The following is a 26649-nucleotide window of genomic DNA, read 5'->3' as shown; positions in this document are numbered from 1 at the left end:
GCGCAATCGTTATCGCCTTGCGTCATCATCATCACGCGCTAGAATGAGCGCCCCAAACCTGAACCGAGTCCATTATGAGCGATGCTTTTTCCTCTGCCGACCATCAACTGGATGCCCGTGGCCTGCGTTGCCCGGAGCCGGTGATGATGGTGCGCAAAACCGTACGCAGCCTGCAGGATGGCGACACGCTGTTGATCATCGCCGACGATCCGGCCACCACCCGCGATATTCCGGGCTTCTGCCGCTTTATGGAACATCGTCTGCTGGCGCAGCAGACCGATAACCTGCCGTATCAGTTCCTGATCCAGAAAGGCATGGCGGAGTAGTCGTGCTGGCTGAGCGCGGCCCGTCATCAGACAGGCCGCCTCTCTTTAGCTGCGGTTGCGCAGTAACCGCAGCGCGTTGGCGGTGACCAGCGCCGTGGCGCCCGAGTCCGCCAGCACCGCCAGCCACAATCCGGTCAGTCCCAGCAGCGTCGTGACCAGGAAAACTGCCTTCAGCCCCAGCGCGATGGTAAGGTTCTGACGAATGATGCGGCGCGTGCGGCGCGCCAGCACAATCATCGGTGCCAGATGGCTCAGCTGATTGCGCGTCAGCGCGGCATCGGCGGCTTCCAGCGCCACATCGGTGCCGCTGCCCATCGCAATGCCCAGCGTCGCCGCTTTCATCGCCGGCGCATCGTTAATCCCATCACCGACCATCGCCAGCGGCTGCTGCTGGCTCAGTTCGGCTATTGCCGCGACCTTATCGGCGGGCAGCAGGCTGGCCCGGAAATCAATGCCCAGCTGACGGGCAATGGTCGCGGCTGCACGCGGATTGTCACCGGTCAGCATCAGGCTCTCAATGCCCAGTTTTTTCAGCGCCTGCAGAGCCGCTGCCGCATCACTGCGCAGCCGATCGTGCAAGGCCAGCGCCCCCAGCACGTCGTCATCCCGCACCAGTACCACCACGGTTTCACCTTCTGCTTCGCGCCGGGTGATCTCTTCGGTTTGCTGCGCTGTCAGCCCGCCTATCTGTGCAGGCGTCAGTAGCTGGATTTGCTGACCGCCGACCCAGGCGGTAATGCCCCGACCCGCCTGCACCTGCTGATCGTCTGCGACCGGAATCGTCAGATTGCGAGCCGCCGCTGCCGCCACAATCGCCGTGGCCAGCGGATGGGTCGCGCCCTGTTCCACGGCGGCGCTCAGCGCCAGCATCTCCGTTTCACTGGCGGTGCCAAAGCGCACAATTCCGCTGAGCTGCGGCTTGCCGACGGTCAGGGTACCGGTTTTATCGAACGCCATCATGCGCAGCGAACTCAGTCGTTCTAAGGCCGCGCCGCCTTTGATCAGCGCGCCCTGACGGGCAGCGGCGGCCAGTCCGGAGGTAATCGCCGCTGGCGTGGAGATCACCAGCGCACAGGGACAGCCAATCAGCAGCAAGGTCAGGCCTTTGTAGATCCACGGCTGCCATTCCCCCGCGCCGAGCAACGGCGGGACCAGCATCACCAGCAGCGACAGCAGCATCACCAGCGGCGTATAGATGCGGCTGAACCGATCGATAAAGCGTTCAACCGGCGCGCGATGGGTTTCCGCCTCCTCAATCAGTTGCAGTATCCGGTCGATCGCGCTTTCGCCCGGCTTCGACACCACTTCCAGCGTCACCAGACGGTCAATGCTGGTAGCACCAGCCAGGATTTTGTCGCCGCGGCTGTGCGTCACCGGCAGCGATTCGCCGGTTAAGGCGCTTTCATCAAAACTGGCGAGCGGCGTCATTAAGCAGCCATCGACCGGCAGGCGGCTGCCCGCCGCCACTTCAATCTGATCGCCGGGCTGCAGCGCGGCGAGTGGCACGTCACGACGCTGGCCCTGCTCAAGGCGGATCGCCGATTCCGGGCGCAGCGCCATTAAACGGGTGACGCCACTGCGTGCCCGCGCGGCGGCGTAACTTTCCAGCTGCTCGCCGAGCTGAAACAGCACCAGCACCATCGCCGCTTCGGCGTGGGCACCGATGATCAGCGCACCGGCTGAGGCCAGCGTCATCAGGGTTTCGATGGTGAAAGGCGAACCGCTGCGCAGCCGCTGCCAGGCGCTGCGTGCCACCGGAAACAGGCCGATCAGGGTGGTGATGACAAACAGGCGATCGCCCCACAGCGGCGCGAAATGGCTGAGCAGGCTGCTGGCGAGCACCAGCAGCGCCAGCGCAATCAGCATGCGGTTATGTTGCCAGCGCGGGCCATCGGCTGCTGTGTCGGTCTGGCTGCTGAGCTGGAAACCGGCTTTTTTAACCGCCTGTTCTACCGCCTGTCGCACGTCGCTGTCGGCGCTGACCACCAGTTTTTCACTGCTGAACAGCACGCGCGCTTCGGTAACGCCCGCCACCTGCTGAACCGCGGTTTCAATGCTGCGGGCGCAGCCGGGACAATCCATCCCGCTGACCTGCCAGCTAAACGGCAGGTGACCGGCGCGTCGCCGGTCGCCTTCCTCATCGGCATCGTTGCCGGGACTGCTGTTACTGTCGCAGCAGCAGCCCGCGCTGTCTGCGGTAACCGGGGTTGCGGCGTGGATGGAGAGCGTCAGGGGACGAGTCTGAGGGATCTGGCACAGGGGTTTGGCTGCGGCGTGGCTGGCACGCGGTTTACCGCAGCCACAGGCGTGATGTTGATGCATATGACCTCCGGATAAGGGATGAACGAAGCTGTCCATCCCGTTATCCTACACTCTGGAGTTAACTCCAGAGTCAAGGCCATTTTTTAAACCAGGCGTTCTGTTACACCACCCACAGCGAACGGACAATCATAAAGTGACCGGCAAAGTAGCAGGCGGCAACGATGGCGCTGTCGGCACTGAAACGGCGACGATAATGACTGATAAACCAGACAATATTCGCCAGCAACAGCAGACCGGCACCCACCATGATGGAGAAGCTGTAATCGGTCGGGCGGAAGAAGTACTGCTCTGTCGCTATCCAGGTCATTACCAGCGTCATACCGATAAACGTACAGATCGGCCAGCGGAGATCTTCCAGTCGGCTCCACAGAATGCCAATCAGCACCACGCCGATAATCAACAGCGTCAGCGGAATCGGCCAGAAGAAGGTCATGGTCATGCTGGCGGCGAAACAGAGGGTATAAAGCAGATGCGACAGGAAAAACGCGCCAATGGCGTAGAGCATCTGCTGACGGGGTAACAGCGTTAACGCATCGCCGACCAGAGTGGCGATCAGACCGGCCAGAATCAGGTAGTCCGTGGTGTTCAGCGTCGGGGCCTGCCAGGCGAGGCCGACCAGCAGCAGCAGCGTGACCGGTTTAAACAACCAGCGTTGCCATTGCGGACCGCGATAGGTGGCATCAACGTAGAGCCAGCCGGAGAAAAGTACAGCGAGGAAAGACCAGAGCATTGTTTCTCCCTTTTTTAACCAAAATGGTGAAAGATCCCAAAATATCCCTTCCAGTTTAGGTTACGTCCTGACGATGTGACAATCAGGCAACTCTGGTTGTATGCTTTGCCGCGCAGTTAACGCCATCCGCATTTCTTTAAGCACGAGAGAATTATGAGCAAACCACCGCTAATCATTATTATCGTCCTGGCGATTATCGCCGTGCTGGCTACTCGTCAGTTCATCAAACAGCGCCGCGAAACCGCCGTCAATGATGCCTCTCCGGTGCGATCCCTGACGGCGGAAGTCAAAACCAAACGTGAATTTCCGGCACCCAATCGCCGTTCACGTCAGCGTGAGGTGATTGCCGGGGAAGAGATGCGCTACGAAGCCCTGTTTCATCCGCTTAACGGTGCCAGCGACATTAAAGTGCAGCTTAAAGAAGGCGAATATCATCAGCTGGATAAAGGGACGAAGGGCGAACTGAAAATGCAGGGAACGCGCTTTATCAGCTTTACCCCAGCGCAGTAATCAGCGGGCAGGGCGCCCGCTCACAGAACTATTTTTTGCGGGGAAAGTGCTTTTTCTGCCAGGCGACCAGTTCAAATACGCCAAACACAAACACCTTCGCCTGGGTAAGGCGGTCAATCGGCGGGGCATCTTTGGTCTGCGTGGCGCGCAGTAATACCAGCTGCAGGCCGTGCATCATGATCATGAAAAACAGCGCGACATTAATAAAGTAGGTCAGCGGTTTCGGGTAGGGATGCACCACGTTAACCAGTAAAAATGCCCATACGCACAGCATCAACAGACGCCCCAAATTAAGTAACATCCTGCGTCTCCTGTTGACGTTGATATAAACGATAAGCCACTTGTCCGGCTATTTTCTCGCGATAAAGATTCCACTCTGGCGGCACCGGCGGCGCGCCATTTTCCACTTCACTTTCGACATAGATCAGCGCGTCGTCCGCCAGCCAGTGATTCTGCTCCAGCAGCTGCAGCGTCTGCTCCAGCAATCCCTGGCGAAACGGCGGATCGATAAACACCACGTCAAAGGGTTCGCCTGGCTGCGCCAGAAAAGTGAGCGCATTGGTCTGAATCACCTTGCCGTTGTGGGCATTCAGCGTCTGCAGGTTCTTCATCAGCTGCTGTGCTACCGGACGCTCCAGCTCCAGCAGCGTCGCCGATCCCGCGTAGCGCGACAGCGCTTCCAGCCCTAACGCGCCGCTGCCGGCGAAACAGTCGAGACAACGTGCTGCTGGCAGTACCGGCGCCAGCCAGTTAAACAGGGTTTCACGCACCCGATCGGTGGTGGGACGCAGCCCGGCGCTGTCGGGCACCGGCAATTTGCGTCCGCGCCATTGTCCGCCGATGATACGGATCTGCCCGGCACCGCCGGTACTGCGGGGGTTTTTAGTCATCTTGCTCACAACTCGTCATAATTTGTTGCGTAGTTTAACGGGCGAATCGGTGAGAAGAAACGTTAAAAAAGGGTGCTGTGGTGAGCTGGCTGGAAAGTGTTAGACTACTGAGTTGCTGAAGTCATGCAGTATTCTGCGGTTTTACGCCGGTCTGGCGTTAGCCAATTTTAATTGATTCACCCCTGGAAACGACGCGCGACCGGGACAAAGCCATCGAGGAGTGTAGTCACACAATGGCAAAAGAGAAAAAACGTGGCTTTTTTTCCTGGCTGGGATTTGGCAAAGAAGAAGAGAAGCAACCCTCTGCAGAGGAGCAGGCGCAACCGGCGGCTGAGTCCACGCCGCAGCAGGCAGAACAGCCAGCCGCAACCTTAACGCAGGCTGAATCGCAAGCGGAAGAGACTGTCGCCATCACCGAAACGGTGGCCGGACAGCAACGTGATGCGGAGGTAACGGCTGCCGCGCCGCATGAAGCCGCACCGGAAGCCCTGGCGGAACCGGAGCCGATTCAGGCTGACCCGGAAGCCTTACTGGAAACGGAAAGCGATCCGCACGGCGTACCGGTCGTCGAGGCTGACGCCATCATCACCCCAGCGGCTGATGCCGCAGCAACCCAGGCTGACGCGCCGCTGAGCGATGAAGAGCTGGACGCGCTGGCGCTGGGCGAGGCAGAGATCGTCGAAACCCCGCAGGCTGACGCGCCGCTGAGCGACGAGGAGCTGGACGCGCTGGCGCTGGGCGAGGCAGAGATCGTCGAAACCCCGCAGACTGACGCACCGCTGAGCGACGAAGAGCTGGACGCGCTGGCGCTGGGCGAGGCAGAGATCGTCGAAACCCCGCAGGCTGACGCGCCGCTGAGCGATGAAGAGCTGGAAGCCCTGGCGCTGGGTGATGCAGAGATCATCGAAACCCCGCAGGCTGACGTACCGCTGAGCGATGAAGAGCTGGAAGCCCTGGCGCTGGCAGAAAGTGAAGAAGCCGATGCCGTGCCGGATACCGTCAGCGATCTGCCGTTAGCCGCTGCGCCAATCATTACGCAGGAGCAGGAACGCCCCAGCAAAGAGGGCTTCTTTGCCCGCCTGAAGCGCAGCCTGGTAAAAACCCGTCAGAACCTCGGTTCCGGTTTCGTCAGCCTGTTCCGTGGCAAAAAGATTGATGATGACCTGTTTGATGAGCTGGAAGAGCAGTTGCTGATTGCTGACGTCGGCGTCGATACCACCCGCCGGATCATCACCCATCTGACTCAGCAGGCGAACCGTAAGCAGCTGCGTGATGCGGAAGCGCTTTATGGTTTGCTGAAAGCCGAAATGGCGTCGATTCTGGCCAAAGTGGATGCGCCGCTGGACGTCTCCGGCAAAACCCCGTTTGTGATCCTGATGGTCGGCGTCAACGGTGTGGGTAAAACCACCACCATCGGTAAACTGGCGCGTCAGTATCAGGCCGAGGGCAAATCAGTGATGCTGGCTGCCGGTGACACCTTCCGTGCGGCCGCGGTCGAGCAGCTGCAGGTCTGGGGTCAGCGCAACAATATTCCGGTGATTGCCCAGCATACCGGTGCAGATTCTGCCTCGGTGATCTTCGATGCGATTCAGGCGGCGAAATCACGCGGTGTCGACGTGCTGATTGCCGATACCGCCGGTCGCCTGCAGAACAAATCGCACCTGATGGAAGAGCTGAAGAAAATTACCCGGGTGATGAAGAAGCTGGATGAAGATGCGCCGCATGAAGTGATGCTGACGCTTGACGCCAGTACCGGGCAGAATGCGGTCAGCCAGGCCAGACTGTTTGATGAAGCGGTGGGCTTAACCGGCATCGCGCTGACCAAGCTGGATGGCACCGCCAAGGGCGGAGTGATCTTCTCGGTCGCCGATCAGTTCGGTATTCCGATTCGCTATATCGGTGTCGGGGAAGGCATCGAAGATTTACGCCCGTTTAAGGCGGATGATTTTATTGAGGCACTGTTTGCCCGAGAGGACTAATTAGGATGATTCGCTTTGAAGAGGTCAGTAAGGCATATCTCGGCGGACGTCAGGCACTGCAGGGGGTGGATTTCCATCTGCGTCCCGGCGAAATGGCGTTCCTGACCGGCCACTCCGGTGCCGGTAAAAGTACGTTGCTGAAGCTGATTTGTGGCATTGAGCGTCCGAGTGCCGGACAAATCTGGTTTAGCGGCCACGATATTTCCCGATTGCGTAACAGCGAGGTGCCTTTTCTGCGCCGTCAGATCGGCATGATCTTTCAGGATCACCACCTGCTGATGGATCGTTCGGTCTACGACAACGTGGCGATCCCGCTGATTATCTCCGGCGCCAGCGGCGAAGATATCCGTCGTCGCGTTTCGGCAGCGCTGGACAAAGTCGGCCTGCTCGACAAAGCGAAAAGTTACCCGATTCAGCTATCAGGCGGTGAACAGCAGCGTGTGGGTATCGCCCGTGCGGTGGTGAATAAACCGGCGGTGCTGCTGGCGGATGAACCCACCGGTAACCTTGACGAAGCGCTGTCGGAAGACATTCTGCGACTGTTTGAAGAGTTCAACCGCGTGGGCGTCACCGTATTGATGGCGACGCACGACAACGGCTTAATTGCCCGTCGTAACTACCGCGTCATGACGCTGAATCAGGGACGCCTGCACGGAGGCCACGATGGTCAATAAACGCAATAAACGCCCGACGGCGCCGAAAGCGAAGCAGCAGCCGTCGAAAAGCAAAGCGCTGAAAGGCGGCTGGCAGGAGCAGTGGCGCTATGCCCTGCGCGGCACGCTGTCGGACATGTGGCGTCAGCCGCTGGCGACGCTGCTGACGGTCATGGTGATCGCCATTTCGCTGACCCTGCCAAGCGTCTGCTACATGGTGTGGAAGAACGTCAGCCAGGCGGCGACCCAGTGGTATCCGGCACCGCAGCTGACGGTCTATCTCGACAAAGCGCTGGATGACACCGCCGCCGAAAACGTGGTGGCGCAGCTCAAACAGGTGGAAGGCGTGGATAACGTCAATTACCTGACGCGGGAAGAGGCGCTCAATGAGTTCCGCAACTGGTCAGGGTTTGGCGGTGCGATGGATATGCTGGAGCAGAACCCGCTGCCTGCGGTGGCGATTATCACGCCGAAGCTCAATTTTCAGAATTCCGACACCATGCAAAGCCTGCGCGATCGGGTGACTAAAGTACAGGGCGTGGATGAAGTACGCATGGACGACAGCTGGTTCGCGCGGCTGGCGGCGCTGACCGGGCTGGTAGGGCAGATCGCCTCGATGATCGGCGTACTGATGATTGTGGCGGTGTTCCTGGTGATCGGTAACAGCGTGCGGCTCAGCATCTTTGCCCGCCGCGATACCATCAATGTACAAAAGCTGATTGGCGCCACCGATGGCTTTATTCTGCGGCCGTTCCTCTATGGCGGAGCGTTGCTGGGCTTGAGCGGCGCGGTGTTGTCGCTGCTGCTGTCGGAAGTGCTGGTGCTGCGGCTGCAATCGGTGGTGGCCCATGTGGCAACCGTGTTCGGCACCACTTTCTCGCTGGAAGGCTTCTCCTGGGATGAGGCGCTGCTGTTAGTGCTGATTGCCGCGATTATCGGCTGGATCGCCGCCTGGCTGGCGACGGTACAACATTTACGCCGATTTACGCCCCAGTAAACGCCTGCAACATTTTTTTGTTATAATAGTCCTCTGCTACCGGCGATGGGATGCAGAGGACGCACTCGCCTCTTCCCTTCCTGTCATCTGTGTGTAAAATATTCACTGCTATAATTGTTGTTGTGGATAACTTTGTTGTCCCGGTAGCACAGATTGCTTTCGGATTTCGCGCGACGTTGACATACTGTATCGTCTGCGCAAGGAAATGTGCGGCAATTCCACTGAATTTGTGAGGGTTTGAATGACCAAAGAAATGCAAACTTTAGCTATTGCTCCTCTGGGCAACCTGGAATCTTACGTTCGGGCTGCCAATACCTGGCCGATGCTGTCGGCAGAAGAGGAAAAAGCGTTGGCTGAACGGCTGCATTACCAGGGCGATCTGGATGCGGCAAAGACGCTGATCCTGTCTCACCTACGCTTTGTAGTTCATATCGCTCGTAATTACTCCGGCTACGGCTTGCCGCAGGCTGACCTGATTCAGGAAGGCAACATCGGCCTGATGAAAGCGGTGCGTCGCTTTAACCCTGAAGTGGGCGTGCGACTGGTCTCTTTCGCCGTACACTGGATCAAAGCCGAAATTCATGAATACGTGCTGCGTAACTGGCGTATCGTGAAAGTCGCGACCACCAAAGCACAGCGTAAGCTGTTCTTTAACCTGCGTAAAACCAAGCAGCGTCTGGGCTGGTTCAATCAGGACGAAGTCGAGATGGTGGCGCGTGAACTGGGCGTGAGCAGTAAAGACGTGCGTGAAATGGAATCACGTATGGCGGCCCAGGATATGACCTTTGATATGTCGGCCGACGATGAGAGCGGTGAAGGCAAATCAATGGCACCGGTGCTCTATCTGCAGGATAAAACCTCTGACTTTGCCGACGGCATTGAAGAGGACAACTGGGATGCGCACGCTGCCGATAAGCTGAGCTATGCGATGGAAGGTCTGGATGAGCGTAGTCAGCACATCATCCGTGCCCGCTGGCTGGATGAAGACAACAAAACCACGCTGCAGGAGTTAGCCGATCAATATGGCGTCTCAGCGGAACGTGTCCGCCAGCTGGAAAAGAACGCCATGAAAAAACTGCGTATGGCGATCGAAGCGTAATACCGCAAGGTAACCTTCAGGGGCGACATGATCATGTCGCCCTTTTTGTTTTCTGCGCCCGCCTGCTTTACTCCACCGCCCGTATCCAGCCATCGGTCTGGGCTCTGAAACCACACGCCTGCATAAACGCCGCTCGCACCCGCTGATCGTCGCTGCCATCATCTGCAATCCACCAGTCCGCTAATGATCCGTTCTGCCTGATGGTCTCTTCCAGCAAATATTGACCCACTCCGCGTCGCCGGGTGACATCGCGTACGGCCAGCCGATGAACCTTGCCGTGAATACCTGAAATCTCCAGTTGCAATGCGCCCAGCAGGCGGTCGTTGAAACGCGCGGCATAAAGGCGATGACTTTCATTCAGCGTCTGTTCCAGTTTATCAATCTCCAGATCCGGCCAGACTTTACCCAAATCGATCCGGTCCTGCGGCGTCAGCGTGGTTAAACGCTGGATGGTGAGCTTCATGACAAACACCTGTACTTGTAAAAGGGGGAAGTGTAGCGAAAGTATACAACCAGAGCGCTGACACATTTTCATCAATAAAACAGGTCAAAAGATGGCCTGGCTGCCAGGATGATAGTTGTAAACAGGCCCTGGATGCGATCAATCCAGCATAACCCGCTGGCAAAGTGGTGAAAATCCGGCCGTTGCATCCAGTGTATTATGCTGTTGCACTCAGGCAATTCTGAATATGTCAGTTGATTTACAGAAGAAACTTCCTGTTTAATAACCTGAAAAATAAAGCCTTATTACTAATAAATGCCAGAAAAGTACGCTAACTCATTATTGCTTAATCAGTTTTTCGACTTTATCTGGCAGTTTGCACTCACAACAACCACGACATAACAGATGGGGTAGTCCGGATGAAAATGAAAGGTCGCGCATTACTGGCGGGATGTGTAGCACTGGCGATGAGCCATGCCGCACTGGCTGAAGATATTAAAGTGGCGATTGTCGGGGCGATGTCTGGCCCGGTTGCGCAGTATGGCGACATGCAGTTTGCCGGAGCGACCCAGGCGATTGAAGATATCAATGCCAAAGGCGGCGTCAACGGCAACAAACTGGTTGCGGTGAAATATGATGACGCCTGTGACCCGAAACAGGCGGTCGCGGTCGCCAACAAAGTGATCAACGACGGCATCCGCTACGTCATCGGCCATCTCTGCTCCTCATCGACCCAGCCTGCGTCTGACATCTACGAAGATGAAGGCGTGCTGATGATTACCCCCGCCGCCACCGCGCCGGATCTCACCGCCCGTGGCTACAAACTGATTATGCGCACCACCGGTCTCGACTCCGATCAGGGCCCGACCGCGGCCAAATATGCCATGACCGAGCTGAAGCCGCAGCGTATCGCTGTGGTTCACGACAAGCAACAGTATGGCGAAGGCCTGGCGCGTTCGGTGCAGGAGAGCCTGAAAAAGCAGGGCGCCAACATCGTGATGTTTGAAGGTATCACCGCCGGCGACAAAGATTTCTCTACCCTGGTGGCGCGCTTCAAGAAAGAGAACGTCGATTTCGTCTACTTCGGCGGTTACTACCCGGAGATGGGCCAGATTGTTCGCCAGGCGCGTGCTGCCGGTCTGAAAACCCAGTTCATGGGTCCTGAAGGCGTAGGCAACGCTTCGCTGTCTAACATCGCGGGTGCCGCTTCTGAAGGGATGCTGGTGACCTTACCGAAACGCTACGATCAGGTTGAGACCAACAAACCGATTGTGGATGCGCTGAAAGCGAAGAAACTTGATCCAACCGGTCCGTTCGTCTGGACCACCTATGCCGCGCTGCAATCGCTGGCGGCCGGGATGGAGCGCAGCAAGAGCGCCGAGCCGGAAGAGATTGTGAAGAACCTGAAAGAGGGCGCTGCGGTGCCAACCGTGATGGGCAACCTGAGCTGGGATCAGAAGGGCGATCTGAAAGGCTTTGAGTTCGGCGTCTTCAAATGGCATGCCGACGGTACCTCGACCGCTGTGAAGTAAGTCAGGCGGTTTACTGGCGGGGCAGGTGTCGGGTAACCGCTGCCTGCTCCCCTGCAACACTAACGCCTGGTCTGTGCTGCCAGGCGTTTTTTGTACTCCGTTCGGCGACGATCGGATAAGTAAGGGTTAAGGTATGTCCGAGCAGTTCCTCTATTTTATTCAGCAGATGTTCAACGGTGTTACCCTCGGCAGCACCTATGCGCTGATCGCCATCGGTTACACCATGGTTTACGGCATCATCGGCATGATCAACTTCGCTCACGGCGAGGTTTACATGATCGGTAGCTATGTCTCCTTTATCGTGATTGCCGCCCTGATGATGATGGGTATCGACACCACCTGGCTGATGATCGCCGCCGGGTTTGTGATGGCGGTGATTATCTCCAGCGCCTACGGCTGGAGCATCGAGCGCGTCGCCTACCGGCCGGTGCGCTCCTCCAAGCGCCTGATCGCGCTGATCTCCGCCATCGGCATGTCAATCTTCCTGCAAAACTACGTCAGCCTGACCCAGGGTTCGCGCGACCTGGCGCTGCCGAGCCTGATTACCGGGCAGTGGACGGTGGGCGAGAGCAACGGCTTTGCCGCCACCATCTCCACCATGCAAATCGTGATCTGGGTGGTGACGTTCCTGGCGATGCTGGCGCTGACTACCTTTATTCGCTATTCGCGTATGGGCCGCGCCTGCCGCGCCTGTGCTGAAGATCTGAAAATGGCCAGCCTGCTGGGGATTAACACCGATCGCGTTATCTCACTGACCTTTGTCATCGGTGCCGCGATGGCCGCAGTCGCGGGCGTGTTGCTGGGCCAGTTTTACGGATCAATTAACCCGTTTATCGGCTTTATGGCCGGCATGAAGGCGTTCACCGCCGCGGTGCTGGGCGGGATTGGCAGTATTCCGGGCGCGATGATTGGTGGCCTGGTGCTGGGGATTGCGGAAGCGCTGACCTCCGCCTATCTGAGCACCGAGTATAAAGATGTCGTCTCCTTTGCCTTACTGATTGTGGTGCTGCTGGTGATGCCGACCGGGATTCTGGGCCGTCCGGAGGTGGAAAAAGTATGAAGTCTTCCTTTCTCAACGCCCTGATTTCGTCGCTGATGTTGCTGCTGCTCGCCAGCTTCTTTATGGGGCTGCGCCTTAATCTGGATGGCACAAATCTGGTGGTGCAAAACGCCGGCAGCGTGCGCTGGAACTGGATTGCTGTTGCCTGTGTGGTGGTGTTTCTGTTTCAGCTGCTGCGTCCGGTCTGGCAGAGCGGCCTGAAGAAAATCTCCGGTCCGGCGCTGGTGCTGCCGGGCATCGATGGCTCGACGCCAAAGCAGAAGCTGGTGATGGCGGTGATGATCGTGGCGGCGCTCGCCTGGCCGTTCCTGGTGTCGCGCGGCACGGTCGATATCGCCACCATGACGCTGATCTACGTGATGCTCGGTCTTGGACTGAATGTGGTGGTCGGCCTGTCGGGCCTGCTGGTTTTGGGCTACGGCGGTTTCTACGCCATCGGTGCCTATACCTTCGCCCTGCTGAACCACTATTACGGGCTCGGCTTCTGGCAGTGCCTGCCGCTCTCCGGCATGGTGGCCGCGCTGTTTGGCCTGCTGCTGGGCTTCCCGGTGTTGCGGTTACGCGGCGACTATCTGGCGATTGTGACGCTGGGCTTCGGTGAGATCGTGCGTATTCTGCTGCTCAACAATACCGCCCTGACCGGCGGCCCGAACGGCATCAGCCAGATCCCGAAACCGACCTTCTTTGGTCTGGAATTTGGCCGTACGCCGCGTGAAGGCGGCTGGGATACTTTCCACCACTTCTTTGGCCTGAAGTACGATCCCAGCGACCGGATTATCTTCCTGTATCTGGTGGCGTTGCTGCTGGTGGTGCTGACGCTGTTCGTGATCAACCGGCTGCTGCGGATGCCGCTGGGCCGTGCCTGGGAAGCGCTGCGCGAGGATGAGATCGCCTGTCGTTCACTGGGCCTCAGCCCGACCCGAATCAAACTGACGGCCTTTACCATCAGCGCCGCCTTCGCCGGCTTTGCCGGTAGCCTGTTCGCCGCGCGTCAGGGCTTTGTCAGCCCGGAATCCTTTACCTTTGTCGAATCAGCGTTTGTGCTGGCGATTGTGGTGCTGGGCGGCATGGGCTCGCAGTTTGCGGTGATTCTGGCTGCCATTCTGCTGGTGGTTTCCCGTGAACTGATGCGTGATCTCAACGAGTACAGCATGCTGGTGCTGGGAGGATTAATGGTGCTGATGATGATCTGGCGTCCGCAGGGACTGTTGCCGATGAAGCGTCCGCATCTGAAATTAAGACAGGGTAAACAGGGAGAACAGGCATGAGTCAGCCTTTATTAGCCGTTGAAGGCCTGATGATGCGCTTCGGCGGCCTGTTAGCCGTAAACAACGTTTCGCTGGCGCTGCATCCGCAGGAGATCGTTTCGCTGATCGGGCCAAACGGTGCCGGGAAAACCACGGTATTCAACTGCCTGACCGGCTTCTACAAGCCAACCGGTGGCAGCATTAAACTGCGTGAGCAGCATCTGGAAGGATTGCCTGGCCAGAAGATTGCGCGGATGGGGATTGTGCGTACTTTCCAGCACGTACGTCTGTTCCGCGAAATGACGGTGATTGAAAACCTGCTGGTGGCGCAACATCAGCATCTGAAAAGCGGGTTGTTTGCTGGCCTGCTCAAGACGCCGGCGTTTCGTCGCAGTGAAGGCGAGGCGCTGGATCGTGCGGCCAACTGGCTGGAGCGGGTCGGTCTGCTGGATCTGGCTAACCGCCAGGCCGGAAACCTGGCCTATGGTCAGCAGCGCCGTCTGGAGATTGCGCGCTGCATGGTGACGCGCCCGGAAATTCTGATGCTGGATGAACCGGCGGCGGGTCTTAACCCCAAAGAGACGCACGAACTGGATGAGCTGATCGCCGAACTGCGCGGTGAGCACAAGGTGTCAGTGCTGTTGATTGAACACGATATGAAGCTGGTGATGGGCATTTCTGATCGCATTTACGTGGTTAATCAGGGAACGCCATTGGCTAACGGTACGCCGGAAGAGATTCGTAATAACCCGGACGTGATCCGTGCCTATTTAGGAGAGGCGTAAGATGGCAAATGCGATGTTAACCATTGAGAACGTGAGCGCCCATTACGGCAAAATCCAGGCGTTACATAACGTCAGCCTCTACATCAATCAGGGCGAAATCGTCACGCTGATTGGGGCCAACGGCGCCGGGAAAACCACGCTGCTCGGCACGCTGTGTGGCGAACCGCGAGCTACCCACGGCAACATCACCTTTGACGGGAAAACCATTACCGACTGGCAGACGGCGCGCATCATGCGTGAAGCGATCGCCATCGTACCGGAAGGTCGTCGGGTGTTTGCGCGCATGACGGTGGAAGAGAATCTGGCGATGGGCGGCTTTTTTGCCAGCCGCCCGCAATATCTGGAACGGATCAAGCGCGTTTATCAGCTATTCCCGCGGCTGGAGGAGCGCAAAATCCAGCGGGCCGGCACCATGTCCGGCGGTGAGCAGCAGATGCTGGCGATTGGTCGGGCGCTGATGAGCCAGCCGCGCCTGCTGCTGCTGGATGAGCCGTCGCTGGGTCTGGCACCGATAATCATTCAGCAGATTTTCGACACCATCGAACAGTTACGCAGCGAAGGGATGACCATCTTCCTGGTGGAGCAGAACGCGAATCAGGCGCTGAAGCTGGCGGATCGGGGTTACGTGCTGGAGAACGGCCATGTCGTGCTGGAAGACACAGGCGCAGCACTTCTTTCCAACGAAGCCGTCCGCAGCGCGTATTTGGGTGCCTGATGGGGCACGGCCTGGCTTACTGGTCAGGTTGTGGTTGGGCAGTGCTCGCCATCCTCACGTACTACGTGTACGCTCCGGTGGCTGCGCGCTGTCCGCCCGCAACCTGCCTGCGCCGCCGACGGCCTTGAGCATGGGTGTGGGTGGTGCCACTGACGGCCTTTGAGTTTGCCCTTAAAAAGCACGGACAAGTGCTGTCATTGCCAGTATCCGTTACAATTTATGTAAACAAACGCGACTTTGTAATGGTGTATAGCCGCTCAGATTGCTGAAAACCCAAATCAGGGTGAATTTGGCTGCAACGAACAAACTCAACGCACAGGGAACACGGGCAGAGGAGGAAAGCGTCCCGCGCCATGGACGGCGCGGGCCGAGCATGTCATGGATGACGGATTTTGCGTCTTTCCGATCTGACCGTGTTCTCTGTGCAGGGCTCAGTCTTACAGCGACCAGGCCAGACTTTGTCAACAAGCTCAGCTGCAGTTAGTCGCTCTGCCTTTTCCGCTATTCAGTCTGTCACCCGGCTGTCATCTTTCTGTTATTAATCCTTCATTTCCCCGTGTCATGTTACTTCGCGAAACAGAAATCCGTGATTTCACGCGTATTTACCTGCACAGGAAAATTCTATGTCCGTCGTTACCTATCGTCGTAGCCTGATCAGCGCGCTGCTTGGCCTGACGCTCAGTGGCCAGGCGCTGGCCGCCACTGAGATCCCGTTCTGGCACTCTATGGAAGGCGAGTTAGGCAAAGAAGTGGATTCGCTGGCGCAACGGTTTAACCAGGCCCATCCCGATTACAAAATTGTTCCGACCTACAAAGGTAACTACGAGCAGAGCCTGGCGGCAGGTATCGCGGCAGTGCGCACTGGTAAAGCGCCCGCGGTGTTGCAGGTGTATGAAGTCGGCACCGCTACCATGATGGCCTCACAGGCGATTGTGCCGGTGCATCAGGTGTTTAAAGATGCCGGTATTCCGTTTGATGAAAAGCAGTTTGTACCGACGGTGGCGGGCTACTACAGCGACAGCAAAGGTCAGCTGATCTCTCAACCGTTTAACAGCTCGACCCCGGTGCTTTACTACAACAAAGACGCCTTCAAAAAAGCAGGACTTAACCCGGATCAGCCACCGAAAACCTGGCAGGAGCTGGCAAAAGATGCCGCGGCGCTGCGTAAAGCGGGCATGAGCTGTGGTTACGCCAGCGGCTGGCAGGGCTGGATTCAGATCGAAAACTTCAGCGCCTGGCATGCGCTGCCGGTGGCGACCAAAAACAACGGATTTGATGGTCGCGATGCGGTGCTGGAGTTCAATAAGCCGGTGCAGGTTCGTCACATCCAGATGCTGGAAGAGATGAATAAAAAGGGCGACTTCACCTACTTTGGTCGTAAAGATGAGTCCACCGCCAAGTTCTACAACGGCGATTGCGGTATCACCACCGCCTCATCCGGTTCGCTGGCGGATATCCGTCATTACGCCAAATTTAACTTCGGCGTGGGCATGATGCCGTATGACGACACCGTTCCTGAAGCACCACAAAACGCCATCATCGGCGGGGCCAGCCTGTGGGTGATGAAGGGCAAAGATGCAGCCACCTATAAAGGCGTCGCTGAGTTTATGCAGTTCCTCGCCCAGCCAGAAATCGCTGCGGAATGGCATCAGAAAACCGGCTATCTGCCGATTACCACCGCCGCCTATGAGCTGAGCAAACAGCAGGGCTTCTACGATAAAAATCCGGGAGCCGATATCGCCACCCGTCAGATGCTGAACAAGCCGCCGTTGCCTTTCACCAAAGGGATGCGTCTCGGCAATATGCCGCAGATTCGTACCGTGGTGGATGAAGAGCTGGAGAGCGTCTGGACCGGTAAACAGTCGCCGCAAAGCGCACTGGATAATGCGGTTAAACGCGGCAACGATCTGCTGCGTCGCTTCCAGCAGCAGGTGAAGTAACCCGCTCCACCGGGCCAGCCCAGGCTGGCCCTTTCTCTTTCTGAATCAGAGTGCGCCATGTCCTCATCTCGTCCGGTCTTTCGCACCAGCCTGTTGCCCTATCTTTTGGTGCTGCCGCAACTGTTGATCACCGCCATCTTCTTTCTCTGGCCTGCGGGTGAAGCCTTATGGTATTCGCTGCAAAGCCTCGATCCTTTTGGCATCTCCAGCACCTTCGTCGGGCTGGATAATTTTAAACGGCTGTTTGCCGATCCTTACTATCTGGATTCCTTCTGGACCACCATCAAATTCAGCGGTCTGGTCACGGTGTGCGGCATGGTGCTGTCGCTGCTGCTGGCGGCGCTGGTGGATTACGTGGTGCGGCTGCGCAAACTTTACCAGACGCTGCTGCTGTTGCCTTACGCCGTTGCGCCGGTCGTGGCGGCGGTGCTGTGGATGTTTCTGTTTTAATCCCGGTCTGGGCCTGTTCAGCTACCTGCTGAACCACATCGGCTACAACTGGAACTATGCGCAAAACAGCGGTCAGGCGATGTTCCTGATTGTGCTGGCGTCAATCTGGCAGCAGATGAGCTACAACTTCCTGTTCTTCTTCGCCGCGCTGCAGTCGATTCCCAAATCGCTGGTGGAAGCCGCCGCGATTGACGGTGCCGGGCCGGTGCGTCGCTTCTTCAACCTTTCTCTGCCGCTGATTACCCCGGTCAGCTTCTTCCTGCTGGTGGTGAACCTGATTTACGCCTTCTTCGATACCTTCCCGGTGATCGACGCGGCGACCGGCGGCGGGCCGGTGCAGGCCACCACCACGCTGATCTACAAAATCTATCGCGAAGGCTTCACCGGTCTGGATCTCTCCTCATCCGCCGCCCAGTCGGTGGTGCTGATGGTGCTGGTGATCGGCCTGACGGTGATTCAGTTCCGCTTCGTTGAACGTAAGGTGCAATACCAATGATTGAGAACCGACGCGGGCTGGATATCTTCAGCCACATCGTGCTGATACTGGGCGTGCTGACTATCCTGTTCCCGCTCTATGTCGCCTTTGTGGCGGCCACGCTGGATAACGACGCGGTCTATCAGGTGCCGATGACGCTGGTGCCCGGCACCCACCTGTGGGAGAACGTCTCGCGCATCTGGACCCACGGCGTGAACGGTAACGGCCCGGCATTCGGCCTGATGCTGCTGAACAGCACGATCATGGCGCTTGGGATCACCGTCGGCAAAATCACCGTCTCGATGCTGTCAGCCTTTGCGCTGGTCTGGTTTCGCTTTCCGCTACGGACGCTGTTCTTCTGGCTGATTTTCATCACCCTGATGCTGCCGGTCGAAGTACGTATTTTCCCGACGGTGCAGGTGATCGCCGATCTGAACCTGCTCGACAGTTACAGCGGCCTGACCCTGCCGCTGATGGCGTCAGCGACCGCCACCTTTTTGTTCCGCCAGTTTTTTATGTCGCTACCGGATGAGCTGGTGGAAGCGGCGCGCATCGATGGTGCCAGCGCGATGCGTTTCTTCCGCGATATCGTGCTGCCGCTGTCGAAAACCAACCTGGCGGCGCTGTTCGTGATCACCTTTATCTACGGCTGGAATCAGTATCTCTGGCCGCTGCTGATCATTAATGACGCCAGCCTCGGCACGGCGGTCGCGGGGATCAAAAGTATGATCTCCACCAGCGGTTCACCGACCCAGTGGAACGAAGTGATGGCGGCGATGTTATTAACCCTGATCCCACCGGTTGTGGTGGTGTTAGTCATGCAGCGTGCCTTTGTGCGCGGCCTGGTTGAGAGTGAGAAATAAGATGGCAGGCGTAACCCTTCAGGCAGTGACCAAGTCTTACGATGGTAAAAATCAGATCATTCAGCCGCTGAACGTTACGGTTAATGATGGCGAATTTATGGTGATGGTCGGCCCTTCCGGCTGCGGGAAATCGACCCTGCTGCGGATGGTGGCGGGCCTGGAGCGCGTCAGCTCCGGCGACATCTACATCGACAACAAACGCGTCACCCAGGAAGAGCCAAAAGATCGCGGCATTGCGATGGTGTTCCAGAACTATGCGCTCTATCCCCATATGTCCGTCGAAGAGAACATGGCCTATGGCCTGAAGATCCGCGGCATGGGCAAAGAGCAGATTCGGCTGCGGGTGCTTGACGCGGCGCGCAGCCTTGAGCTGGATCATCTGCTGACCCGCCGGCCTCGTGAGCTCTCCGGCGGCCAGCGTCAGCGCGTTGCTATGGGGCGCGCCATCGTGCGTGAACCGGCGGTGTTTCTGTTCGATGAGCCGCTCTCCAATCTGGATGCACGGCTGCGGGTGCAGATGCGTCTTGAACTGCAACAGTTGCATCGGCGTTTGCAGACCACCAGCCTCTATGTCACGCACGATCAGGTCGAAGCGATGACGCTGGCGCAGCGGGTGATGGTGATGAACAAAGGCGTGGTCGAGCAACTGGGCACGCCGGTTGAGGTTTATGAGCGTCCCGCCAGTCAGTTCGTCGCTTCGTTTATCGGCGCACCGGCGATGAACCTGCTGAAAGGGCAGTTCAACAGTGACGGTACGCGCTTTAATCTGGATGCGTCGCACGCTTTGCCGCTCAGCGACAGCAAAGCGAAGTGGGCCAACCGTCCGGTGGTGCTGGGTATCCGGCCGGAACATATCCAGCTCAGCAGCCGTGAGCAGGGCGGCGTGCCGCTGCGGGTCGATACGCTGGAGATGCTGGGTGCCGATAATCTTGCGCATGGCCGCATCGGTGATACGCCGCTGGTGGTACGCTTAGCCCACAGCGAGCGGCCACAGCCTGGCAGCACGCTGTGGCTGCATCTGCCCGCAGATGCGTTACACTTCTTCGATTCAACCCATGGAAAGCGTCTGGAATGAGCACACAACACTGGCCCTATCCGCACATCGTCGCGCATCGCGGCGGCGGTAAACTGGCACCGGAAAACACCCTGGCGGCAATTGACGTCGGGGCGAAATATGGTCATCAGATGATTGAATTTGATGCCAAACTGTCGGGCGATGCACAGATCTTTCTGCTGCACGACGACACGCTGGATCGCACCAGCAACGGCTGGGGCGTTGCCGGGCAGCTGCCGTGGGAGAAACTGTCACAGCTTGATGCCGGCAGCTGGTTCAGCAAGGCGTTTAATGGCGAAAAGCTGGCGCGGCTGGATCAGGTGGCGGATCGCTGCCGTCAGCATCAGATGATGGCGAATATCGAAATCAAACCGACCACCGGCAGCGAAGCAGAAACCGGGCGCGCCGTGGCGCAGGCGGCAGCCAGCCTGTGGCACGGACAAACCGCACCGTTGCTCTCTTCTTTCTCGTATGAGGCGCTGGAAGCGGCGATGCAGGCGGAACCGCAGCTGCCGCGTGGTTTGCTGTCACACAGCTGGGATAATGAGTGGCGCGAGAAAACGGCGGCGCTGGCGTGCGTTTCGATCCATCTCAATCACAAAGTGCTGACCGAAGCGCGGGTGGCGGAACTAAAGGCGGCTGGCCTGAAGATTCTGGCCTATACCGTAAACAGCCCGGAGCGGGTGCGGGAACTGCTGAAATGGGGCGTTGATGCCATCTGTACCGACTGCATCGACATCATCGGCCCCGATTTTAGTTAGTTCTGATTTTGATTTTGCTGACCCGGCTGCGTGGTGATCACCCGTTGCTGGGCGCTGTTACGCTGCTCCTGCATTTTACGCTGCATATCCTGAGTCTGACGTTGCTGATCCTGACGCAGCTTCAACTGCTGTTGCTGCTGTTGCGTCTGCATCTGGTTCTGCATCCGTTGCTGGCTCGGGTTATAGCCTGGCCGGTTAGGATCGTTGGTACTGTTCAGCGTGTTCGCCAGCGTGGCGAAAGGCAGCAGGGCCGCCAAAGCAATTATCCACTTCTTCATTATTCCTCCTTCCTCAAAGCGACAGGTGCTGGATATTGAATGCCATCGTCTGGCGTTCAGGGTCGCACGCATAAGTTTACGCGATATCACAGACCTTACCTTCAGATGTATTCCTGATTTGACTTAACCCTGATTATTTTGCTGTATTTGTAGCCACTTGCGTAAATGATAAAAAAATGTAAATAACAACACGGGATGGTGGCAGGATGAAAATGCAGCAAACAGTGCGGCAGCTTAGCTGGTCGCTGGTGATGAGTTTTACCGTGGTGGCCGGCGCTAACGCCGCACCAACCCAGGCACCGCCGGTCTCTTACGGCGTCGACAGCGACACTTTCCATCCGGTGAAAGCACAGCACGGCATGGTGGCGTCAGTCGATGCGATGGCAACCCAGGTCGGGGTTGAGATTCTGCGTCAGGGCGGCAACGCCGTCGATGCGGCGGTGGCGGTGGGCTTTGCGCTGGCCGTCACCCATCCGCAGGCCGGTAACCTCGGCGGCGGCGGGTTTATGCTGCTGCGCACCGCTTCTGGCCGCGCCACCGCTATCGATTTCCGTGAAATGGCACCGGGCCACGCCTCGCGCGATATGTTCCTGGATAAGCAGGGCAACGCCGACAGCAAGCTGTCGCTGACCTCACATCTCGCCTCCGGTACGCCGGGCACCGTGGCCGGGCTGGCGCTGGCTGCGCAAAAATATGGCACGCTGCCGCTGAGCACGCTGCTGGCACCCGCGATTAAACTGGCGCGTGACGGTATTCCGGTCAACGACGCGCTGGCGGATGACCTGAAAACCTACGGCAAAGAGGTGCTGATTAACCATCCCAACAGCAAAGCGATCTTCTATAAAGCGGACGGCACGCCGTGGCAGAAGGGCGATCGGCTGGTGCAGAAGAACCTCGCCCACAGTCTGCAACTGATTGCCCGTCAGGGACCGGATGCTTTTTATAAAGGTGAAATCGCGGATGAGATCGCCGGGGAGATGGCGCAGCACGGCGGCCTGATCAACAAAGCTGACCTGGCGGCCTATCGCGCGGTTGAGCGTAAGCCAATCAGCGGCACCTATCGTGGCTATGAAGTCTTCTCGATGCCGCCGCCGTCATCCGGTGGCATCCACATCGTGCAGATCCTCAATATCCTGGAAAACTTCGATCTGGCGAAGATGGGCTTTGGCAGCGCGGATGCGATGCAGGTTATGGCCGAAGCGGAGAAATATGCCTACGCGGACCGCTCTGAATATCTCGGCGACCCCGATTTTGTAAAGGTGCCGTGGCAGGCATTAACCAGCAAAGCCTACGCCAAAACCCTGGCGCAGCAGATTGATGTCGCCAAAGCGCGTCCGTCCAGTGAGATCAAACCCGGCAAGCTCGAACCTTATGAAAGTAACCAGACCACCCATTTCTCGGTGGTGGATAAACAGGGCAATGCGGTCGCGGTGACCTACACGCTTAACACCTATTTCGGCAGCGGGATTGTGGCGGGTAACAGCGGCATCCTGATGAATAACGAGATGGATGATTTCTCAGCCAAGCCGGGTACGCCAAACGTCTACGGGCTGGTTGGCGGTGAAGCCAATGCGGTGCAACCGGCGAAACGTCCGCTCTCTTCGATGTCTCCGACCATTGTGGCGAAAGGCGGCAAAACCTGGCTGGTCACCGGCAGTCCGGGCGGCAGCCGTATCATCACCACGGTATTGCAGATGGTGGTTAACAGCATCGATTTCGGGATGAACGTCGCCGAAGCGACCAATGCACCGCGTTTCCATCATCAGTGGCTGCCCGATCAGCTGCGAGTTGAGAAAGGCTTCAGCCCGGATACGCTGCGTCTGCTGGAAAGCAAAGGCCAGCATGTGAAAGTGCTGCCAGCGATGGGCAGTACCCAGAGCATTATGATTGGTCCCGATGGGATGTTGTATGGCGCCTCCGACCCGCGCAGCATCGACGATCTCAGCGCCGGTTATTAAGGCACAAGGGCACCTGAGGGTGTGTAATGCTCGTCAGCGAAGGTTAGATTTGCAAAGGCTGTCACGGTCAGACGTGGCAGCTTTTTTCCTGGCAGGCGTGCCGGAGTGCGGGCCTGAGCACCTCTGCTGCTGCCGGGCCGTCCCCGAACTCCCCACGCTTCCCGGCGTGGCGTTCTGGCCCAACGTCACGCCTCAGCGCTGCGGATAGCCCTTTCCGCAGCAGAGGCGCTCAGGCCTCCACTCTTGTGCCCTTTTTAACAGCACACACTGAAGCCTCAGAGCAGGCGGGGGCCGATCAGGGGCAGGCAATCCGCAGCGCTGAACATTAGCCCGGAGAGCCCGCAGGACGCGGGCGAAAGGCGGGGCGGCACAGGATGTGCCATCCCCGGCGGTCCGTCAGGCAGAGGAATGAAGTGAAGGCACCGCGCAGCGGCGCGAGGACCGCCAGCCCCTGTTCGGCACCAGACTGCGTTATCACCTGTCGCTTAACTGACGAGCATCACCCCTCAGGGTGCCCTTTTTTATTCTGAGGCGTCAGGATTTCAGCCGCGCCATGAAATGAACATCGATCAGCTCGCCATAGCGCATCGCATATCGTCTGGCCGTTCCCTCGATCTCAAAACCGAAGCGACGATAAAGGGCGATAGCCGGGGCATTATCAACAAACACCGTCAGTTCCATCCGCGAGACCTGCAGCCAGTTGTCACACAGGCTGACCATCTCCTGCATCAGGGCACGGCCAACACCGCGCTGGCGATAATTTTCATCGACTCCCATGCCCAGCGTGGCGGAGTGACGCCGCCGGGCGCGCTCGGGCACTTCCAGGGCGCATTGCCCGACCACTTCATCATCCATACAGGCCACCAGCAGATGCACTCCTGGCCGGGGCGTGCTGAGCCGGGTTTGCCACATCTGCAACGACGAGTGAGGGAGTTGTAGCGTGTTCGCCTGGGTATCGGGCTGGCTATAAATGCGCTGCAGAGCGACCGCATCTTCCGGCGTAACGTGGCGAACGGTGATCTCACTCATGGTGCCTCCCGATGGATTAGATGGATAAATCCCTTTTAACATCAAGGGAAAGCACGGATAAATCAACAAAATTCCGCCAAAATCGCTTTACAGATACGAATGATAATGATTATTATTGCGATGCGTTCCCGGGGTGTCGCCCGACAGCCTGAGAAAGCACGACATTGCTCACATTGCTTCCAGTATTATTTAGCCAGCACAGATGCTGGCTTTTTTTTTGCTCTCATCGCCGCACCTGCACAAGGTCTCTGTCAGGCCAGTGGCAGCTGGCCCTTAACCCGTCCTCAAATGGGCTGGCGGGCGCGATCACGAATAAACCCTCAAACCGCAACGTGATATTCAGTGACTGACAGGATTAACAGATCGGGTTGACGGACGGTCATGGTGTTAAACGGCCTTCAGCCAGCGGAAAAAAGAGATCGGATTTGGTTAAATTTAACCGGATAAAATAAGCGCGATGGGCAAATTATCTGATGCTGAAATTATCTGCGCTATGTATTTTCAGATAATCATTAACATGTATTGATGCTGAAGGGATTATCCTGAAATTATTTCCTTTATTTGCACTCAGGTTTGTTAAATAATTTATCCAATGAATCACGCAATAAGGTATTGATATGAGTTTTAATACCATGTCCGACAGTGAAATTATTTCTGAATTATGTTGCAGAATTAAAGAAACACGTATGCAGCTTGGGCTCTCTCAGATTGAGCTTGCTGAACGCGCCCGCGTGGGTACGGCAACCATTAAGCGGGCAGAATTAGGGGAGTCTGTCACCCTGAGCACCCTTATCGGTATTTTGCGTGGTCTGGAACGTCTGCATCAGCTGGAGTCCGTTCTTTCGGATTCACACCGGCGCACCTTTAATGCACAGTTAACCGCCTCATCACCTGCCCGCATCCGTATCAGAAAAAAGCAGACCGGCCCGGCTCAGGCAGCCGCTACCGGCCAGCCTGCCCAGCAGACGCCGCCCAGCGCCACCATTAATGAATGGTACAGCTCTTCAGAAGTGCGAAGCATGGTCTGGTCAGATCTGACAACGGAGAGCGAAACGAAATAACGTTGTTAAAACCGGCAGGGTGAAAGGAGTAAACCGCCAGCCTGACAGGCTGGCGGTGTTTAACCGTCAGGATTCACAAATCGCCACTTTGATCGCCAGACCGCCGCGCGCCGTTTCACGGTATTTGGCATTCATGTCTTTGCCGGTTTCAAACATGGTTTCAATGATCTTATCCAGCGACACTTTCGGATCGCTGGTGCGATACATCGCCATACTGGTTGAGTTAATGGCTTTCACCGCCGCAATCGCATTTCGCTCAATACAGGGCACCTGAACCTGACCCGCCACAGGATCGCAGGTCAGACCCAGATTATGCTCCATCCCTATTTCAGCCGCGACGCAGACTTTTTCCGCCTCTGCGCCCAGCAATTCAGCCAGGCCAGCCGCTGCCATTGAACAGGCCACGCCGACTTCTCCCTGGCAGCCCACTTCAGCGCCGGAAATGGAGGCATTCATCTTATAAAGAATGCCAATTGCGCCTGCCGTCAGGAAATAACGCATATAAAGCTCAGGCGTGACCGGTTTGATGAAACGATCATAATAGGCCAGCACCGCCGGAATAATTCCGCACGCGCCGTTGGTTGGCGCGGTAACCACACGTCCTCCTGCGGCATTTTCCTCGCTCACCGCCATAGCAAACATGTTCACCCAGTCCATAGCACTTAACGGATTCACCGACTGACTCTGCGGCGCCAGAATGCGATGCAGAGACGATGCCCGACGCGGCACTTTTAACGGGCCGGGTAAAATGCCTTCCGTACTGAGGCCGCGGGTAATCGCATTGCGCATGGTTTGCCATATCTGCGCCATGTTTTCTTCCACCTCTTTGCGGCCATAGCGGGCAATCTCATTCTTCATCATCACCGCTGAAATCGACAGGTTATTATCATGGCAATGCGCCAGCAGGTTGCGGGCGGAGTAGAACGGAAAGGGGAGATCGATTTCGTTATCCAGGTTTTTACCGAAATCATCTTCGGTCACGATAAAACCGCCGCCGATGGAATAGTAGGTCTGGGAATGAACGGTTTTGCCGTCACAAAAGGCGGTAATGCTCATACCATTTTCATGTAATGGCAGAAACTCGCTGTGAAAACGCATGCACTCTGCCACCGGGAAGGCAATTTCCCGCTGACCTTCTTTGATACGCAACTGTTGCAGGCTATTCACGTCACGAATGATGGCTGGGATCTTATCAATATCCACGGTGTCAGGCAGATAGCCACTCAGGCCGAGAATAATCGCAATGTCGGTGTGGTGGCCTTTACCGGTCAGAGAAAGCGAGCCATAAATATCCACCACCAGACGAGTCACCTTATCCAGCAGGCCTTTTTCACTCAGCGTATCCACAAAATGTTTGCCTGCCTTCATCGGCCCGACCGTGTGTGAACTGGATGGCCCGATGCTGATTTTAAAAATATCGAAAACGCTAATCATGATTCACCCATGCGGATTGCAATAGGAAAGTGGCGCTCGCCGGGAGGGCGAGCGACGGT

25 protein-coding genes and 1 pseudogene are annotated in these 26649 nt (G+C 57.4%); 18 read left to right on the top strand and 8 right to left on the bottom strand.

The window, feature by feature from the left end:
* The first annotated feature begins 74 nt into the window (after positions 1-74).
* Positions 75-326: a sulfurtransferase TusA gene (gene tusA / locus ACX3P5_RS17455; RefSeq protein WP_031375242.1), complete on the top strand. Its 252-nt coding sequence runs from the start codon at positions 75-77 to the stop codon at positions 324-326.
* 45 nt (positions 327-371) lie between these two features.
* On the opposite strand, the gene ACX3P5_RS17450 is transcribed toward tusA, so the two are convergent.
* Both ACX3P5_RS17450 and ACX3P5_RS17445 read right to left on the bottom strand, forming a co-directional pair.
* A complete protein-coding gene (locus tag ACX3P5_RS17450; RefSeq protein ID WP_458969048.1) occupies positions 372-2648 on the bottom strand; it encodes a zinc/cadmium/mercury/lead-transporting ATPase in 2277 nt (758 codons plus the stop codon).
* Between the two features lie 100 nt (positions 2649-2748).
* A complete protein-coding gene (locus ACX3P5_RS17445) occupies positions 2749-3378 on the bottom strand; it encodes a lysoplasmalogenase (protein WP_233986814.1) in 630 nt (209 codons plus the stop codon).
* A 153-nt stretch (positions 3379-3531) separates the two neighbouring features.
* Here ACX3P5_RS17445 and ACX3P5_RS17440 point away from each other — a divergent pair, with 153 nt between their 5' ends.
* Positions 3532-3888 (top strand): DUF2500 domain-containing protein, encoded by a 357-nt coding sequence (locus ACX3P5_RS17440; protein WP_233986816.1) that lies wholly within the window; start codon positions 3532-3534, stop codon positions 3886-3888.
* Between the two features lie 28 nt (positions 3889-3916).
* Here ACX3P5_RS17440 and ACX3P5_RS17435 read toward each other — a convergent pair whose 3' ends face one another.
* Both ACX3P5_RS17435 and rsmD read right to left on the bottom strand, forming a co-directional pair.
* Complete coding sequence (locus ACX3P5_RS17435) at positions 3917-4189, bottom strand: DUF1145 family protein (protein WP_233986818.1); 273 nt, start codon at positions 4187-4189, stop codon at positions 3917-3919.
* Complete coding sequence (gene rsmD / locus ACX3P5_RS17430; protein WP_458969047.1) at positions 4179-4778, bottom strand: 16S rRNA (guanine(966)-N(2))-methyltransferase; 600 nt, start codon at positions 4776-4778, stop codon at positions 4179-4181. Before rsmD ends, ACX3P5_RS17435 begins: the two co-directional genes overlap by 11 nt.
* A gap of 233 nt (positions 4779-5011) precedes the next feature.
* On the opposite strand from rsmD, the gene ftsY reads away from it, so the two are divergent.
* From ftsY to rpoH, 4 genes are all read left to right on the top strand, one after another.
* A complete protein-coding gene (gene ftsY / locus ACX3P5_RS17425) occupies positions 5012-6757 on the top strand; it encodes a signal recognition particle-docking protein FtsY (protein WP_458969046.1) in 1746 nt (581 codons plus the stop codon).
* A gap of 5 nt (positions 6758-6762) precedes the next feature.
* Complete coding sequence (gene ftsE / locus ACX3P5_RS17420) at positions 6763-7431, top strand: cell division ATP-binding protein FtsE (RefSeq protein ID WP_031376707.1); 669 nt, start codon at positions 6763-6765, stop codon at positions 7429-7431.
* Complete coding sequence (gene ftsX / locus ACX3P5_RS17415; protein WP_233986846.1) at positions 7421-8407, top strand: permease-like cell division protein FtsX; 987 nt, start codon at positions 7421-7423, stop codon at positions 8405-8407. Before ftsE ends, ftsX begins: the two co-directional genes overlap by 11 nt.
* Before the next feature lie 241 nt (positions 8408-8648).
* Complete coding sequence (rpoH, locus tag ACX3P5_RS17410; RefSeq protein WP_031376708.1) at positions 8649-9506, top strand: RNA polymerase sigma factor RpoH; 858 nt, start codon at positions 8649-8651, stop codon at positions 9504-9506.
* Positions 9507-9573: 67 nt separating this feature from the next.
* On the opposite strand, the gene panM is transcribed toward rpoH, so the two are convergent.
* Positions 9574-9969, bottom strand: coding sequence for an aspartate 1-decarboxylase autocleavage activator PanM (gene panM, locus ACX3P5_RS17405; RefSeq protein ID WP_233986856.1), 396 nt, complete (start codon positions 9967-9969; stop codon positions 9574-9576).
* A 398-nt stretch (positions 9970-10367) separates the two neighbouring features.
* On the opposite strand from panM, the gene ACX3P5_RS17400 reads away from it, so the two are divergent.
* From ACX3P5_RS17400 to ugpQ, 10 genes and pseudogenes are all read left to right on the top strand, one after another.
* The gene (locus ACX3P5_RS17400; RefSeq protein WP_233986858.1) at positions 10368-11480 is read left to right on the top strand and encodes a branched-chain amino acid ABC transporter substrate-binding protein; all 1113 of its coding nucleotides are present in this window, start codon (positions 10368-10370) and stop codon (positions 11478-11480) included.
* A 133-nt stretch (positions 11481-11613) separates the two neighbouring features.
* A complete protein-coding gene (gene livH / locus ACX3P5_RS17395; protein WP_009087789.1) occupies positions 11614-12540 on the top strand; it encodes a high-affinity branched-chain amino acid ABC transporter permease LivH in 927 nt (308 codons plus the stop codon).
* Positions 12537-13808 carry a high-affinity branched-chain amino acid ABC transporter permease LivM gene (locus ACX3P5_RS17390; RefSeq protein WP_094121473.1) on the top strand — a complete coding sequence of 424 codons (1272 nt, stop codon included), beginning with the start codon at positions 12537-12539 and terminating at the stop codon, positions 13806-13808. Before livH ends, ACX3P5_RS17390 begins: the two co-directional genes overlap by 4 nt.
* Positions 13805-14572, top strand: a complete 768-nt coding sequence (livG, locus tag ACX3P5_RS17385; RefSeq protein WP_458969045.1) for a high-affinity branched-chain amino acid ABC transporter ATP-binding protein LivG — start codon at positions 13805-13807, stop codon at positions 14570-14572. The genes ACX3P5_RS17390 and livG overlap by 4 nt, the downstream gene beginning before the upstream one ends.
* A 1-nt stretch (position 14573) precedes the next feature.
* Positions 14574-15287, top strand: a complete 714-nt coding sequence (gene livF / locus ACX3P5_RS17380) for a high-affinity branched-chain amino acid ABC transporter ATP-binding protein LivF (protein ID WP_233986863.1) — start codon at positions 14574-14576, stop codon at positions 15285-15287.
* A 623-nt stretch (positions 15288-15910) separates the two neighbouring features.
* On the top strand, positions 15911-17227 hold the full coding sequence (gene ugpB / locus ACX3P5_RS17375; RefSeq protein ID WP_458969044.1) for a sn-glycerol-3-phosphate ABC transporter substrate-binding protein UgpB: 1317 nt from the start codon (positions 15911-15913) through the stop codon (positions 17225-17227).
* Positions 17228-17284: 57 nt separating this feature from the next.
* A pseudogene (ugpA, locus tag ACX3P5_RS17370) lies at positions 17285-18173 on the top strand (sn-glycerol-3-phosphate ABC transporter permease UgpA).
* Complete coding sequence (gene ugpE / locus ACX3P5_RS17365) at positions 18170-19015, top strand: sn-glycerol-3-phosphate ABC transporter permease UgpE (RefSeq protein WP_031375616.1); 846 nt, start codon at positions 18170-18172, stop codon at positions 19013-19015. The pseudogene ugpA and the gene ugpE overlap by 4 nt, the downstream one beginning before the upstream one ends.
* A gap of 1 nt (position 19016) precedes the next feature.
* Positions 19017-20090: a sn-glycerol-3-phosphate import ATP-binding protein UgpC gene (locus ACX3P5_RS17360; protein ID WP_336756780.1), complete on the top strand. Its 1074-nt coding sequence runs from the start codon at positions 19017-19019 to the stop codon at positions 20088-20090.
* A complete protein-coding gene (ugpQ, locus tag ACX3P5_RS17355) occupies positions 20087-20830 on the top strand; it encodes a glycerophosphodiester phosphodiesterase (protein ID WP_336756778.1) in 744 nt (247 codons plus the stop codon). The genes ACX3P5_RS17360 and ugpQ overlap by 4 nt, the downstream gene beginning before the upstream one ends.
* Here ugpQ and ACX3P5_RS17350 read toward each other — a convergent pair.
* Positions 20827-21108, bottom strand: a complete 282-nt coding sequence (locus ACX3P5_RS17350) for a DUF2756 domain-containing protein (protein ID WP_233986871.1) — start codon at positions 21106-21108, stop codon at positions 20827-20829. The genes ugpQ and ACX3P5_RS17350 overlap by 4 nt on opposite strands.
* A gap of 206 nt (positions 21109-21314) precedes the next feature.
* Between ACX3P5_RS17350 and ggt the strand changes: the two genes are divergently transcribed.
* A complete protein-coding gene (ggt, locus tag ACX3P5_RS17345; protein ID WP_233986873.1) occupies positions 21315-23066 on the top strand; it encodes a gamma-glutamyltransferase in 1752 nt (583 codons plus the stop codon).
* Positions 23067-23600: 534 nt separating this feature from the next.
* On the opposite strand, the gene ACX3P5_RS17340 is transcribed toward ggt, so the two are convergent.
* Positions 23601-24095, bottom strand: a complete 495-nt coding sequence (locus ACX3P5_RS17340; protein WP_336756775.1) for a GNAT family N-acetyltransferase — start codon at positions 24093-24095, stop codon at positions 23601-23603.
* A 617-nt stretch (positions 24096-24712) separates the two neighbouring features.
* Between ACX3P5_RS17340 and ACX3P5_RS17335 the strand changes: the two genes are divergently transcribed.
* Positions 24713-25156 carry a helix-turn-helix domain-containing protein gene (locus ACX3P5_RS17335; RefSeq protein ID WP_233986875.1) on the top strand — a complete coding sequence of 148 codons (444 nt, stop codon included), beginning with the start codon at positions 24713-24715 and terminating at the stop codon, positions 25154-25156.
* 66 nt (positions 25157-25222) lie between these two features.
* Here ACX3P5_RS17335 and ACX3P5_RS17330 read toward each other — a convergent pair whose 3' ends face one another.
* Complete coding sequence (locus ACX3P5_RS17330) at positions 25223-26590, bottom strand: L-serine ammonia-lyase (RefSeq protein WP_233986876.1); 1368 nt, start codon at positions 26588-26590, stop codon at positions 25223-25225.
* Positions 26591-26649: the final 59 nt, after the last annotated feature.

Source organism: Pantoea sp. S-LA4, assembly GCF_054482835.1.
The sequence above is the reverse complement of the archived record's forward strand: the minus strand, read 5'-3'. Positions and strand labels throughout refer to the sequence as shown.

Coding starts and splice junctions, on each gene's coding strand:
- tusA (WP_031375242.1), top strand. CDS start 75: ATGAGCGATGCTTTTTCCTCTGCCGACCATCAACTGGATGCCCGTGGC.
- ACX3P5_RS17450 (WP_458969048.1), bottom strand. CDS start 2,648: ATGCATCAACATCACGCCTGTGGCTGCGGTAAACCGCGTGCCAGCCAC.
- ACX3P5_RS17445 (WP_233986814.1), bottom strand. CDS start 3,378: ATGCTCTGGTCTTTCCTCGCTGTACTTTTCTCCGGCTGGCTCTACGTT.
- ACX3P5_RS17440 (WP_233986816.1), top strand. CDS start 3,532: ATGAGCAAACCACCGCTAATCATTATTATCGTCCTGGCGATTATCGCC.
- ACX3P5_RS17435 (WP_233986818.1), bottom strand. CDS start 4,189: ATGTTACTTAATTTGGGGCGTCTGTTGATGCTGTGCGTATGGGCATTT.
- rsmD (WP_458969047.1), bottom strand. CDS start 4,778: ATGACTAAAAACCCCCGCAGTACCGGCGGTGCCGGGCAGATCCGTATC.
- ftsY (WP_458969046.1), top strand. CDS start 5,012: ATGGCAAAAGAGAAAAAACGTGGCTTTTTTTCCTGGCTGGGATTTGGC.
- ftsE (WP_031376707.1), top strand. CDS start 6,763: ATGATTCGCTTTGAAGAGGTCAGTAAGGCATATCTCGGCGGACGTCAG.
- ftsX (WP_233986846.1), top strand. CDS start 7,421: ATGGTCAATAAACGCAATAAACGCCCGACGGCGCCGAAAGCGAAGCAG.
- rpoH (WP_031376708.1), top strand. CDS start 8,649: ATGACCAAAGAAATGCAAACTTTAGCTATTGCTCCTCTGGGCAACCTG.
- panM (WP_233986856.1), bottom strand. CDS start 9,969: ATGAAGCTCACCATCCAGCGTTTAACCACGCTGACGCCGCAGGACCGG.
- ACX3P5_RS17400 (WP_233986858.1), top strand. CDS start 10,368: ATGAAAATGAAAGGTCGCGCATTACTGGCGGGATGTGTAGCACTGGCG.
- livH (WP_009087789.1), top strand. CDS start 11,614: ATGTCCGAGCAGTTCCTCTATTTTATTCAGCAGATGTTCAACGGTGTT.
- ACX3P5_RS17390 (WP_094121473.1), top strand. CDS start 12,537: ATGAAGTCTTCCTTTCTCAACGCCCTGATTTCGTCGCTGATGTTGCTG.
- livG (WP_458969045.1), top strand. CDS start 13,805: ATGAGTCAGCCTTTATTAGCCGTTGAAGGCCTGATGATGCGCTTCGGC.
- livF (WP_233986863.1), top strand. CDS start 14,574: ATGGCAAATGCGATGTTAACCATTGAGAACGTGAGCGCCCATTACGGC.
- ugpB (WP_458969044.1), top strand. CDS start 15,911: ATGTCCGTCGTTACCTATCGTCGTAGCCTGATCAGCGCGCTGCTTGGC.
- ugpE (WP_031375616.1), top strand. CDS start 18,170: ATGATTGAGAACCGACGCGGGCTGGATATCTTCAGCCACATCGTGCTG.
- ACX3P5_RS17360 (WP_336756780.1), top strand. CDS start 19,017: ATGGCAGGCGTAACCCTTCAGGCAGTGACCAAGTCTTACGATGGTAAA.
- ugpQ (WP_336756778.1), top strand. CDS start 20,087: ATGAGCACACAACACTGGCCCTATCCGCACATCGTCGCGCATCGCGGC.
- ACX3P5_RS17350 (WP_233986871.1), bottom strand. CDS start 21,108: ATGAAGAAGTGGATAATTGCTTTGGCGGCCCTGCTGCCTTTCGCCACG.
- ggt (WP_233986873.1), top strand. CDS start 21,315: ATGAAAATGCAGCAAACAGTGCGGCAGCTTAGCTGGTCGCTGGTGATG.
- ACX3P5_RS17340 (WP_336756775.1), bottom strand. CDS start 24,095: ATGAGTGAGATCACCGTTCGCCACGTTACGCCGGAAGATGCGGTCGCT.
- ACX3P5_RS17335 (WP_233986875.1), top strand. CDS start 24,713: ATGAGTTTTAATACCATGTCCGACAGTGAAATTATTTCTGAATTATGT.
- ACX3P5_RS17330 (WP_233986876.1), bottom strand. CDS start 26,590: ATGATTAGCGTTTTCGATATTTTTAAAATCAGCATCGGGCCATCCAGT.